Origin of the sequence: Nocardia mangyaensis, assembly GCF_001886715.1 — a bacterium.
Taxonomy (GTDB): Bacteria; Actinomycetota; Actinomycetes; order Mycobacteriales; family Mycobacteriaceae; genus Nocardia; species Nocardia mangyaensis.
In genome coordinates, this window is sequence record NZ_CP018082.1 from 6929889 (window position 1) to 6942619 (window position 12731).

Genomic DNA, 12731 nt, shown 5'->3' on the forward strand with positions numbered 1-12731 from the left:
CGCGGGGTGGGTGCCTCGGAGTGCCCGGTGGGCCGCGCGAAAGGGGGTTCCGATTGATCCGAATTCAGCGTCCCGCCAGCAAACTTCAGCCCGAATTCGGCGATGAATTCGCACTTCAACGCCATGCGCGAGTACTTCCGAACTGCAAGATCATGAATAAGTGGGTTGCTGGATAGTCACCAGCCGATCGCCGGGGGTTGACCAGCACAGGAACGGGCCCCCGGTCCACCTCCGCCGTAGCGGATCGCGAACCGGGGGCCCGTCGAACCGAGAAGCCTCAGCGGCGATTCCGTGGCTGCCACACCACGAGCGCGGTACTGCGCTGGGGCGGCGACAGATCGGGCCGATAGCCCGCCCGCAACCGCTCCAGCTCCGCGCTCATCTCCTCGACGCGCTGTTGCAGCGCCTCCACCTGATTGGTGAGCTCGATGATGCGCTTGATCCCGGCCAGGTTGACGCCCTCGTCCTGCGACAGCCGCTGCACCTCGCGCAGCAGCTCGACATCGCGGGCCGAATACCGGCGCCCACCGCCCGAAGTGCGTTGCGGGGTGACCAGACCCAGCCGGTCGTAGGTACGCAACGTCTGCGCGTGCATCCCCGCCAGCTGCGCCGCCACCGAGATCATGAAGAACTCGGCACGCGAGGTCGACCCCGACGCGGACTTCGGATTGCCGTGCCGATCCGCGCCTCTCCCTACGCCCTCCGTGGTCACGCTGCGCTACCTCCTCCGGGCGCTGAGCTCGATGCGCGCGACATCAAGCACCCGCCCATCCCGCACGCGGATCGAAACCACCGGCCTTCTCCGCCTCCTGATAGCGCTTGAGCGCATCGGTGGCGTCGGAGTCCAGGTGCTGCGGAACCGCGACCTTCACCGTGACCAGCAGATCACCGGCACCGCCGGCCGCGCCGCGCTTGGGCACACCACGACCACGGACCCGCAGAATACGCCCGTCGGCGGTGCCCGCGGGCACCTTCACGCCGACCCGACCGTCCAGCGTCGGTACGGAAACGGTTGTCCCCAGCACCAATTCGCTGTAGCTCACCGGGAGCACCAGGGTGAGGTCGTCACCCTGGCGGCCGAAGACCTTGTCCTGGCTGACGTGCACCGTGACATACAGATCGCCCGAGGGCGCCCCGCGCAGTCCGGCCTCGCCCTGCCCGGCCAGCCGGATCTTCTGGCCGTCGCTCACGCCCGGCGGAATCCGGACGGTGATGGTGCGGGTGCGGTTCTGGATACCGGTCCCCGAGCAGTCGACGCACGGGTCGTCGATGATCGAGCCGGTGCCGCGGCAGTCGTCGCAGGGCTCGCTGAAACCGAACGCGCCCTGATTCCGGCTGACCACACCGGCCCCGTTGCAGTGCGGGCACACGCGCGGGCTGGTGCCCGGCTTGGCGCCGCTGCCGTGACACGTGGTGCACGGCGAGGGGCTGGTCATCCGCAGCGGCACGGTGACGCCCTGGGCCGCCTCGCGGAAGCCCAGCGTGGTCTCGGTCTCCACATCGGCGCCGCGACGCGGGCGACTCGCCGCCCGGCCACCACCCCGGTTGAACAGCCCGCCCAGCAGATCACCGAGCCCGCCGTCACCAGCGGCGCCCGCGCCACCGGCCTGACCGAAGATGTCACCGATGTTGAAGTCCTGCGAGAATCCGCCGCCCGCACCGGGAGTGAAACCCCCGGTGCCGTAGCCGCCGCGACCGCCACCGCCGGCGAACAGGCGGCGCGTCTCGTCGTACTCCTTGCGCTTGGCCGGATCCGACAGCACGGCATTGGCCTCGCTGACCGCCTTGAACTTCTCCTCGGCCTTGGTGTCACCCGGATTGGAATCCGGGTGCAGGTCGCGAGCGAGCTTGCGGTAGGCCTTCTTGATCTCGTCCTGCGAGGCGCCGGAGGAGACGCCCAGCTCCTTGTAGAAGTCCTTCTCGATCCACTCCCGTTGACTCACCGGGCATCTCCTCCTCTCGTGTCAGTTCGCGTCGGCTTCGGCATCCGCGTCCGATGCCTCCACAGTCTCGGCATCGGTTACCCCGACCATCGCGTGCCGAAGCACCCGATCGCCGAACCGATAGCCCTTGCGCATGACCACACCGAGCACCGGCTCGGCGCCCGAACCCTCGTGCTGCACGGCCTCGTGCAGCGTCGGGTCGAACGGGTCACCGACGGCGCCGAACTCGACCAGACCCTGCTTGGTGAGCGCGGTCTCGAGCTTGTCCGCCACCGACCTGAGCGGACCGGTCTCCAGGTCGCCGTGCGCCCGCGCGCGGTCCAGATCGTCGAGCACACCGAGCAGTTCGGTCACCACCGCGGCCTTGGCCGCGTCGATGTTGGCCTGTCGGTCGCGCTCGACCCGGCGGCGGTAGTTCGCGTATTCTGCGGTCAACCGCTGCAGGTCGGCGGTGCGTTCGGCCAGCTCGTCGCTGACCGGCGCCTCGGTCTCCTCGGCCGGAGCCGGCTCCGCCTCGGGGGCGGAGTCGGGCTCGGCGGCGTCGACCGTTTCCTCGATCAACTCCTTCTCGGAGGAGTTGGCCTCGGTCACTTCTTGTCCGTGTCGACCGGCTCGTCCACGACCTCGGCGTCGACGACCTGGTCGTCATCGGCCTGGCGCGGACCCGAACCGTTGCCGGACTGGGCGTCGGCGGCGGCGCTGGCCTCGTAGATCGCCTGGCCGAGGGCCTGCGACTCGGCGGCCAGCTTCTCCACGGCCGACTTCACCGCGGAGATGTCGGTGCCGTCGAGGGCCGTCTTGGCCTCGGCGACCGCGGCTTCCACCTTCGCCAGCTGGTCGGCGGAGACCTGCGCGCCACCTTCGCTGAGCTTCTGCTCGCTGATGAACTTCTCGGTCTGGTGCACCAGCGACTCGGCCTGGTTGCGGGTCTCGGCCTCTTCGCGACGGGTCTTGTCCTCGGCGGCGTGCGCCTCCGCGTCCTTGACCATGCGGTCGATCTCTTCCTTGGACAGCCCGGAGCCGTCCTGGATCTTGATCTTGTTCTCCTTGCCGGTGCCCTTGTCCTTCGCGGTGACGTGCACGATGCCGTTGGCGTCGATGTCGAAGGTGACCTCGATCTGCGGCACGCCGCGCGGGGCCGGGGGCAGGCCGGTCAGCTCGAAGGAGCCGAGCAGCTTGTTGTGCGAGGCGATCTCGCGCTCGCCCTGGAAGACCTGGATCTGCACGGACGGCTGGTTGTCGTCGGCCGTGGTGAAGGTCTCCGAGCGCTTGGTCGGGATGGTGGTGTTGCGCTCGATGAGCTTGGTCATCACGCCACCCTTGGTCTCGATACCCAGCGACAGCGGGGTGACATCGAGCAGCAGGACGTCCTTGACCTCGCCCTTGAGCACGCCGGCCTGCAGGGCGGCGCCGACGGCGACGACCTCGTCCGGGTTCACGCCCTTGTTCGGCTCACGGCCACCGGTCAGTTCCTTGACCAGGTCGGAGACGGCGGGCATGCGGGTGGAGCCACCGACGAGCACGACGTGGTCGATGTCGGCCACGTTGATGCTGGCGTCCTTGATCACCGACTGGAACGGCGCGCGGGTGCGGTCCAGCAGATCGGAGGTGATCTTCTGGAACTCCGAGCGGGTCAGCTGCTCGTCGAGGAACAGCGGGTTCTTGTCCGCGTCGACGGTGATGTAGGGCAGGTTGATCGAGGTCGACTGGCTCGAGGACAGCTCGATCTTGGCCTTCTCGGCGGCCTCGCGCAGGCGCTGCAGGGCCATCTTGTCCTTGGTCAGGTCGATGCCCGAGCTGGCCTTGAACTTGTCGACCAGCCAGGTGACGACGCGCTCGTCCCAGTCGTCGCCACCGAGGTGGTTGTCACCGGAGGTCGCGCGGACCTCGACGACGCCCTCGCCGATTTCCAGCAGCGAGACGTCGAAGGTGCCGCCGCCGAGGTCGAAGACCAGGATGGTCTGCTCTTTGTCGCCCTTGTCGAGGCCGTAGGCCAGCGCGGCCGCGGTGGGCTCGTTGACGATGCGCAGCACGTTCAGGCCGGCGATCTGGCCGGCTTCCTTGGTGGCCTGGCGCTGGGCGTCCTCGAAGTAGGCGGGGACGGTGATGACCGCGTCGGTGATCTCCTCACCGAGGTAGGACTCGGCGTCGCGCTTGAGCTTCATCAGCGTGCGCGCCGAGATTTCCTGCGGGGTGTACTTCTTGTCATCGATCTCGACGTTCCAGTCGGTGCCGATGTGGCGCTTGACCGAGCGGATGGTGCGGTCGACGTTGGTGACGGCCTGGTTCTTCGCAGGCTGACCGACGAGCACCTCACCGTTCTTCGCGAACGCGACGATCGAGGGGGTGGTGCGCGAGCCTTCCGAGTTCGCGACGACGACCGGCTCGCCGCCTTCGAGCACGGCGACGACAGAGTTCGTGGTCCCGAGGTCGATTCCGACCGCACGAGCCATAGTGGTTTCCTCCTGTTTGACATTCTTGGGGCAACAGTCTCAGCAACGCTGAGTGCAGTGGGCTCAATCCTGCCCTCGAGATCCAGCCCGAGTCAACCTGAACTTGAGTCCATTACACTCAACATCATCGATGAGCACAACCGGCAGCTGCGACGATTCATTCCCGTCACCACGAAAAACTTCCCCACCCCGCCCGCCATTCTTGCCACGACTCCACTCAACCGCAGCACCCGATGCGACATCGTGACGCCCCGGAGACCATCCCCCATCCGGCACGTTTCGCGACATCCACCTCGCTGACCGCATCCTTGTGCCGCACCGGTGACCGCGGGGCGCCCGCGGCCACCGATGTTCGGGTCGGATCAGAGCTTGTGCGCCGGTTTCACGAAGGCGGTGGCCGCCAAAGCCAGGACCAGCAGGCCCGCGCAGAGGTAGCTCGAGATCTCGATGCCCGCCGCCATGGCTTCTCGCGCGGCTTCGGCAACGGGGAGAGACTGGGGGTCGGCGGCGAGAGCGGGGATGACCGAGCCCGCGCTGTCGGTGACGGTGGCGTCGAGGGCGCTGGCCTCGGCTTCGGACAGGCCCGCGGCGGTCAGACGGTCGCGCAGGCCCGTGCCGAGGATGCTGAAGAAGACGGTGGTGAGCACGGCGATGCCGAGGGCGGAGCCGAGTTCGCGGGCGGCGCTCTGGATTCCCGAACCCTGGCCGGCGCTCTCGCCCGGCACGTCGGCGAGCACGACATTGGTCACCTGCGCGGTGGCGAAGCCGACGCCGATGCCGTAGACGAACAGGGCGAGCGCGATCGACCACCAGCTGCTGTCGGCCGCGGCGAACAGGCCGAGCATGGCCAGACCGAGGGCCTCGAGTACCAGGCCGATCCGCACCTGGTTCAGGGCCGAGACCGACGCCGTCAGCGAGAAACTCGCCCCGCTGGCCACGAAGCTGCCGATGGCCAGCGGCACCAGCGCCAACCCGGCCTGCAGCGCGGAGTAGTCGAGCGCGAACTGCATCCACAGCGGCAGCACCGCGATGATGCCGAACTCACCGAGCCCGACGATCAACGTCACCACGTTGCCCTTGCGGAACGAATCGATGCCGAACAGCCGCACGTCGAGCAGGGGCTCCCGATCGGCGCGACCGAGCATCGCCTGCCTGCGCCAGAACACGGCGAGGACCACGAACGCGCCGACCAGCGCGACGATCACCGGCGATGGCCCACCACGCCAGGCGAATCCACCGATCTCCAACGGCTCGGTGACCGTCAGCCAGCCGTAGTGGCGGCCTTCGATCAGCCCGAAGGCGAGCAGACCGAGACCGAGAGCCGACAGCGCCGCGCCGAGCCAGTCGACCCGGCCGACACTGCTCGGCGAAGCCGGCAGATAGATCAGCACCGCGACCATGATCAGCGCGACGGCCGGGATGTTGACGCCGAAGGCCCAACGCCAGGAGAAGTCGGCGAGCCAGCCGCCCAGCAGCGGGCCGACCGCGGCGGCCGCGCCGATCGTGGAACCCCAGATCGCGAAGGCCTGTCCGCGCGCCTTGCCGGTGAACGCCGCGTTCACCAGCGCGAGCGAGGTCGGCAGGATCATCGCCCCGCCGATGCCCTGCAGGAACCGCGCCGCGATGAGCAGGCCGCCGCTGGGGGCGAGCGCGGCGAGCAGACTGGTCGCGCCGAAGACGACCAGGCCGATCAGGAACAGCTTGCGCGCGCCGTAGAGGTCACTGAGCCGTCCGGTGAGCAGGAGCAGCGCGGCGAAGACGATCGCATAGGACTCCTGGATCCATTGCGCCTGGATCGAGGTGATCCCGAGATCGTCGACGATCGGCGCGATGATCACGTTCACGATCGTCAGGTCGACCACGATCAGCGCGACGCCGAGTGAGACGGCGACCAATCCCAACCACAGCCGTAGCGGTGGAGTCTCTGTTTCGGTCCGCAATTTACCTCCATCATCAAGTTACTTTACGATGAAGTTAAACTGGAGCCGGTAGGTTGTCAATCCGGAGGCGGACGAGAGGACCACATGGCGAAACGGACATCCGGCGATGTCGCGGCACAGCGGCAACGGCTCGCCGCCGGGCTCATCGACTACGGCGCGAGTTTCACCGAGCTCGGACGGCGGTTCGCCGACACCCTCGGCGTGCACTCCACCGACGCGTTCGCCCTGATGGAGATCGCCGCCGCCGAGGCAGCGGACGCCCCCTTGTCCCCCGCGCTGCTCGGCAAGCGGATCACGCTGACCTCGGGCGCGATGACGACCCTGCTCAACCGCCTGGAGCAGGCGGGCTATGTCACCCGCAGCCGCGAGCACACCGATCGACGGGTGGTGACCCTGCGCTGCAGCGCGCGGGCCCGGCAGCTGGCCGACGAATTCTTCCGGCCGGTCAATACGACGCAGGACGCGATTCTGGGCGAGTACGCGCCCGAGCAACTCGCCCAGTTCGAGGCACTGCTGCGGCGGTTGCGGGCGGCGATGGACGACCCACCGGCACAGCGGTAGCCCTCGGCGTATCGCTGTGTGGGCACACAGACCCAGCCACCATCACCGGAATCAGCGGTATCGCTCAGCGGGGCAGGGCGGCCAGGATGCCCTCGGCACTGCGGGCCGCGGCGCGGCAGGCGGTGGCCGTCGCCTGGTCGGCGAGAGGGTGCGCGGCCCGATTTCGCCAGGTGCGCACGGCGTCGAACGCGGTCGCGCGCACGGTGCGCGGGTCGACGTCGACGGGCAGGCCGAGTCGTAGATGAGCCGCCACCCCGGTACCGCCGAGAATTCGATGCAGGTCCGCGAGAACCGGTGCGGGCAGCGGAAGTTCCTCGGTGCGCAGGCGGCCGAGAAGTCGCAGTTCGGTGAAACCGTGGACGTCGGCGAGCCGAGCACGCACGCGGGGCAGCAGCCGGTCGGCTTCGGTTCCGGGATGCGCGGTGAGGATTCGGTCCAAGGTGCTCAGCGCCGAATGCGCCTTCAATTCCTCCGCGCGCTGGCCGAATTGAACCTCGAGTACCGAGCGGAGCTCCTCGATCCCGCTGCGCGCGGCCAATTCCGCTGCCAGCGAGCCGGAGTCACGAACACCGAGCCGAATCAGCATGTTGGCCATCCGAATACCGAACAGACCGAAGCGATCCACCAGTTGCGCACGCAGTTCGGGGGCGACCGGCAACGCGCTGTCGGCGCGGGCGAACCGGTCGGCGGAGAGCAGGGCGTCACCGAGCACCTCCGCGGGCACCGTCGCCAGCGCCTCGAACGCCGCGAACTCCGGCTGACGCAGCGTCGACGCCGCGTAGGCGAGTAGCCCCGCCACCGGAATCACCGCCTGGCACAGCCCGGTTCGCTCCAATTCGCCCGCGAACCGGGCCGCGACATCGCGCGCGGAATGCAGTGCGTCGATGCGGCCCGCGCCGATCTCGTCGGCGCGCGACACCACCCCGATCACCCCGAGCGGACCCGCGCCACCGGCACCGGCACCGAGCTGTTCGAGGAAACGCACGTCGGTGGCATCGAGTCGGCGCAGCAGGTAGACCACGGCATCCGCACCGGGCGCGGCGGGCGAACCGCCCTCGACCTCGGCGGGAGTGAGCAGTCGAGCGGTGCGCTGCGATACCTCGCGCGACAGCGAGGAGGTACCGGGAGTGTCGATGATCGTGGTCTGGGCCAGCGCGGCCGACGGCCAGTCGACCTCGAGGTGATCCACCTCGCGCGGGCCCGCGACATCCCAGGTCAGCGCGCTCAGGTCGAAGGTGAGGCCGTGCGCGCCACCACCACGGCGCACGATCACATTGGCGCGGGCGCCATCGGCGGCGTACGCGGTGACGGCGGGCGTGGCGCCGTCGCGGTACCAGGTGACCACGCGAGTGCATTCGGTGGCGTCGGTCGGGGCGACGGCCTGGCCGACCAGCGCGTTCAACAGTGTCGACTTGCCCGCCTTGATCGACCCGGCCAAAGCGACGCGCAGCGGCGCACGCAAGCGGTACGCGCAGTCGGCGAGCAGGCCACGCGAGTAGTCGTCCCGGTCGACCACCCGTGCCGCCGCGGCGACCAGTTCGTGCGCCTCGGCCAAAACGGTCGATGTGGTCCGGCCTGCGGGCGCGGCGGTGTCGAAACGGTGGGTCACCCGGATACCGTACCGCCGGTCCGTCCCTGTTCGGTATGCATCGAATCCGCGTAACGGCGCAGTTCAGCGACCGCGTTCAACTGACGTTCGAGCACGATGACGCGCTCGGCGCGCTGCGTCGCGGCCATCGTCGCGGCCTCCTGCGCGGCGCGCAGCGAGTCGTCGATCGAGCGCAGGCTGCGCTCGGCGACACCGGCGAAGTGGTCGCGCAGCGCGCGGTGAATGCGGTGCAGCCGGTCCTTGGTGTCCTTGCCCGCCTGGAACGCCACGTCGTCTAGGAAGCGGCGGACCTCCGCGTTCGCCTCGATGCGGCGGCGCGCCAGGCGCGCGGACTTGTCGTCGCGGTAGGCCTTTCCGCCCACGATCAGGCCCGCGCCGAGCGAGATCGGATTCAGCATCGCCAGACCGGCGAAGGTGGTGGCCAGACCGACCATCAGCACCCCGCCGTAGGAACCTCGCATGCCGACGAGGACCTTGCTGGTGAAGCCGATGTCGGGCTCGAGTTCGGCCAGTGAACCCGAGCCGACGAGCGTGCGCTCGTCGTCCATGCCGGTATGGACCTCGGGCAGGTCGACCGCGCCGATCTCGGCGAAATGGTCCGCGATCCGTTCGGCGAGCAGTTCGGCCCGGCGATGGGTGAGCAACAGGTTCTCGCCGAGCGCCGTATCGACTGTGCCGGTGAGCCATTCGGCGATCGCGCCCCAGTGGCGGCCGGGGTCGTGCTCGTCGATCCACTCCTGGCCGGTGCGGGCCGTGCCCCGCAGACGCTCGCGCAGGTCGTGGTCGATGTCGCCGACGAGATCGGTGATGCCGTCGGCCAGCGTCTGCTGCCAGCTCGCGGTGCGCCGCTGCAGGTCCGCGGCAGCCGTGCGCGCCGACTGGAGTTCGTTGACGGCGGCCGAGCCGAGCGCGGGATCACGCAGCGCGACCAGCTCGCTGCCCAGCGCCAGCGCCAGATGTTCAGCCGCCGAAGACAACTCGCGGGCCACCGCCACGCGCGTGACCGCGTGGTCACGGGTGACCACGCGGTCACGCAGGAACCCGAACAACGCACCGAAACCGGACTCCAGGCCCAGCTGCGCGTCCTGCAGGCGCACGGCGTGCGCACGCAGCAGCGCCGACACCGGGATCAGCGTGACATCGATATCAGCCCTGGTCAGGTGGGCCCGATCCGCCTCGAGCACCTGGTGCCAGTGCGGATACAGGTCGGTCTTGGTGAGCAGGACGGCGACCGTGGGACACATCTCGCGGATCTGGCGGACGAAAGTCAGCTCGGGTTCGGTGAGTTCGGTGGACGCGTCCGACAGCACGAGTACGGCGTCGGCCGCCGCCGCGACACCGAGTATTCCCGCGGTGCAGGTACTTCCGTGACCACCGACGCCTGGCGTGTCGATCAGCACGACGCCGTCGGCGAGCAGCTGGTTCGGCAACTCGGCCTCGATCCGAACGACCTGCTTGCCCGCGGCCAGTGGGCTGCGGTGATCGACGACGCCGATGTCGGCCAGCGGGATCTCCACCCGGGACTCATCCGCACCGCGATCGGCGAGGACCAGGTGCGCCCGCGGCTGCGCACCGTAGGACAGCTGGAGCGGGAGCACGGTGGTCGTGTCATCACCGACCTCGCAGATGTCGAGCCCGAGCAGCGCGTTCACGAACCGGCTCTTGCCCTGACCGCGCTGACCGGTGACCACGATGCGGTGCCGAGGGTCGCGCACCCGGCCCGCCACCTTCTCCAAGCGGCCGACCAGATCGTCACGTCCCGCGGTGCGGGCCGCCGCGACGGTGTCGGACAACACCGTCGTCAGCGGCACCGCATTCGGTGCGAGAGTCCCCATCGCAGTGCTCGTTTCGCTCAGTGGAACAGGCCGTCGGTGTCGGCCTGGGCTCCGGTCTCGGCGACCGCGCTCGACTCACCGAACAGCGACGCCTCGCCGCCGAGGTTCGAGCCGTGCAGACCGGAACCGAACGCGCTCGACACGTCGACCGAGGACCAGGTGCCCGCCGCGGTGGTCACCGCGCCCTGGGAGGTGGCGTCGAACGCGCCGGAGGTGTCGACCGTCGAGGTGCCGAGAACGTCGCCGGCCACAGCGGTGCCGCCACCGGAGGCCGCGTCCACCGCCCCGCCGACTTGCGCGCCGCCGGTGGCAGCGCCGGTCAGCCCTGTACCGAGCCCGGATTCGAGCCCGGTGCCGATCGCCCCGGTCGCGGAGCCGCCCGCGTCCATACCACCACCCGAACCCGCCTGCGCGCCACCGGCCGCCGTGCCGGACAGACCCACGCTCGTGTCCGCGAGCCCACCCAGCCCCGCCTGGGCACCTCCCGCTGCCGAACCCGCAAGGCCGACACCGGATTCCGCGAGACCACCCAGCCCGGCCTGCGCACCACCAGCCGCCGAGCCCGACAGACCCACACCCGTCTCAGCCAGACCGCCCAGCCCCGCCTGGGCGCCACCAGCGGCCGAACCCGCAAGGCCGACACCGGATTCCGCGAGACCACCCAGCCCGGCCTGCGCACCACCAGCCGCCGAGCCCGACAGACCCACACCCGTCTCAGCCAGACCGCCCAGCCCCGCCTGGGCGCCACCAGCGGCCGAACCCGCAAGGCCGACACCGGATTCCACAAGTCCGTTGGCGCCTGCCTGCACGCCACCGGCTACGCCCAGGGTGGACTCCGCCGCCGCGCCGAGGTTCGTCTCGAGACCTGAGGTGACCGAGCCCGCCAGGCCGGTGCCGAGGGTCGCGGCGGTCTCGAGGCCGCCCTGCAGACCTGTCGTCAGGCCGATGCCGGTGGTCGACGACAGGGTCGTGTCGAGTCCGGTGCCGAGCTCGGCACCGCCGGTGAGCAGCCCGTCGACGCCGAGACCATCGCCCGCGTCGACGGTGAGGCCGCCGATCACGCCGGTACCGGCCGACACCGCCCCGCCGAGTCCGGTCTCCAGACCCGTTCCGATCTCCGCCCCCGCACCGACCACGCCATCGACACCGGCGATCGCCGTGGTTGTCGCGGCGACGCCGAGGTTGCCCGCGGCCTGCACCCCGGTCGTGGCGGCGGCACCCAGCCCACCCACCGCGGTGGTCGCGCCGTTCACCGCGGCACCGAGCCCGCCACCGAGCTGACCACCCAGATTGCCACCGAGCTGCGTCGTGAGCCCCGCGGCACCGTCCACCAGACCATCGACACCCGCACCGGCTGCCCCGCCGAGGCCGACACCCGCACCGTTTACGCCCGCGGCGACATCCGCACCGGCACCGATCGCACCGTCCAACCCAGCGGCGACATCCGCACCCGCACCAACCGCACCGTTCACCGCACCAACCACCCCAGCGGCACCATCCGCGCCCGCACCGATCGCACCGTTCAGACCGACACCGAGGCCAGTCCCCACCCCGACCGCACCGTTGAGCGCCCCGCCCAGACCGGCGGCGGCATCAGCCGCAGCGCCGATCGCACCGTTGATGCCCGCGCCGAGGCCGACCGCGGTGTCGAGCGCACCATCGAGACCGGCGCCCAGGCCGACGGCCGCGCCGATCGCACCGTCCACGCCGAGGTCGGCGGCGGCGTTCGCGCCCGCGGCAAGGTCGGCGTTCAGGTCCAGATTCGCGCCGGTGGCGACGCCCAGCGCGGCGTCGAGGCCCGCGCCGACCTGGGCGGCGGCCCCGGCGACGGCGGAGGCCGCCGCGCCGAGCCCGACATCGAGACCGACGCCGAGCTGGGCGTCAGCGGCGGTCGCCGCCGTGACGGCGGCGGCCGCGGTGGCCGACGAGGCGAAGGCCGCGCTGGTGCTCGCCGCGGCGCCCGCCGCCACGATCGCCTGCAGGTGCGCGCCACCGGTGACCAGAGCCGACTCCGCCACCATCGGCGCGCAGGCGGAGATGTCCTCCGGGGTCATCTCGACACCGGCCGCGGCCAGCGCACCGTACGGGTTGGCGCAGTAGTTCGCCGCGGCGTCGCGATCACGCAGCAGGTTGAGGATGAATTCCAGAATCGCATTCGGTGTCATCGAGATCAGCTCCTCCAGATCGCTGGGCGGGACCGCCCGATCTGTTGTCGTTGGAATGCTTTTCACGCTAGGACGACTCGGCGTTACAGGAAACGGGGCGAACCCCTAGTTCACGCCGGGCGCGATCCATTAGGGGCACCCCGCCGATTAGGGGAATTCCCCCGTACCTGCCCCGGCGCAGGTAACAGTTGCTGCTCGGCTACCGACAGATCGAGTGGGACGCCG

Annotated in this window: 9 protein-coding genes; 1 reads left to right on the forward strand and 8 read right to left on the reverse strand. The window is 69.9% G+C overall.

All coding sequences use genetic code 11. The annotated features are described in order from the left end of the window. Positions 1-277 precede the first annotated feature (277 nt). From BOX37_RS31465 to BOX37_RS31485, 5 genes are all read right to left on the reverse strand, one after another. Positions 278-625, reverse strand: coding sequence for a heat shock protein transcriptional repressor HspR (locus tag BOX37_RS31465; protein ID WP_071932046.1), 348 nt, complete (start codon positions 623-625; stop codon positions 278-280). Between the two features lie 130 nt (positions 626-755). Further along, complete coding sequence (dnaJ, locus tag BOX37_RS31470; RefSeq protein WP_071930781.1) at positions 756-1943, reverse strand: molecular chaperone DnaJ; 1188 nt, start codon at positions 1941-1943, stop codon at positions 756-758. A gap of 21 nt (positions 1944-1964) precedes the next feature. Next, positions 1965-2534, reverse strand: a complete 570-nt coding sequence (grpE, locus tag BOX37_RS31475) for a nucleotide exchange factor GrpE (RefSeq protein ID WP_071930782.1) — start codon at positions 2532-2534, stop codon at positions 1965-1967. Then, entirely contained in the window at positions 2531-4396 is a 1866-nt protein-coding gene (dnaK, locus tag BOX37_RS31480; protein WP_071930783.1) for a molecular chaperone DnaK, read from the reverse strand. Before dnaK ends, grpE begins: the two co-directional genes overlap by 4 nt. 362 nt (positions 4397-4758) lie before the next feature. Continuing rightward, on the reverse strand, positions 4759-6336 hold the full coding sequence (locus tag BOX37_RS31485; RefSeq protein ID WP_071930784.1) for an MFS transporter: 1578 nt from the start codon (positions 6334-6336) through the stop codon (positions 4759-4761). Between the two features lie 84 nt (positions 6337-6420). On the opposite strand from BOX37_RS31485, the gene BOX37_RS31490 reads away from it, so the two are divergent. Then, positions 6421-6897: a MarR family winged helix-turn-helix transcriptional regulator gene (locus BOX37_RS31490; protein ID WP_071930785.1), complete on the forward strand. Its 477-nt coding sequence runs from the start codon at positions 6421-6423 to the stop codon at positions 6895-6897. Positions 6898-6961: 64 nt separating this feature from the next. On the opposite strand, the gene BOX37_RS31495 is transcribed toward BOX37_RS31490, so the two are convergent. From BOX37_RS31495 to BOX37_RS31505, 3 genes are read right to left on the reverse strand one after another with little or no spacing between them, the layout of a single operon-like run. Then, entirely contained in the window at positions 6962-8506 is a 1545-nt protein-coding gene (locus BOX37_RS31495; RefSeq protein ID WP_071930786.1) for a dynamin family protein, read from the reverse strand. Then, on the reverse strand, positions 8503-10341 hold the full coding sequence (locus BOX37_RS31500; RefSeq protein WP_071930787.1) for a dynamin family protein: 1839 nt from the start codon (positions 10339-10341) through the stop codon (positions 8503-8505). The genes BOX37_RS31495 and BOX37_RS31500 overlap by 4 nt, the downstream gene beginning before the upstream one ends. Before the next feature lie 17 nt (positions 10342-10358). Then, positions 10359-12506, reverse strand: a complete 2148-nt coding sequence (locus BOX37_RS31505) for an IniB N-terminal domain-containing protein (protein ID WP_071930788.1) — start codon at positions 12504-12506, stop codon at positions 10359-10361. Between the last annotated feature and the right edge of the window lie 225 nt (positions 12507-12731).

Excerpts from the sequence above, each read along its gene's own strand:
- BOX37_RS31465 (WP_071932046.1), bottom strand. The coding sequence starts at position 625 with ATGATCTCGGTGGCGGCGCAGCTGGCGGGGATGCACGCGCAGACGTTG.
- dnaK (WP_071930783.1), bottom strand. The coding sequence starts at position 4,396 with ATGGCTCGTGCGGTCGGAATCGACCTCGGGACCACGAACTCTGTCGTC.
- BOX37_RS31490 (WP_071930785.1), top strand. The coding sequence starts at position 6,421 with ATGGCGAAACGGACATCCGGCGATGTCGCGGCACAGCGGCAACGGCTC.
- BOX37_RS31500 (WP_071930787.1), bottom strand. The coding sequence starts at position 10,341 with ATGGGGACTCTCGCACCGAATGCGGTGCCGCTGACGACGGTGTTGTCC.
- BOX37_RS31505 (WP_071930788.1), bottom strand. The coding sequence starts at position 12,506 with ATGACACCGAATGCGATTCTGGAATTCATCCTCAACCTGCTGCGTGAT.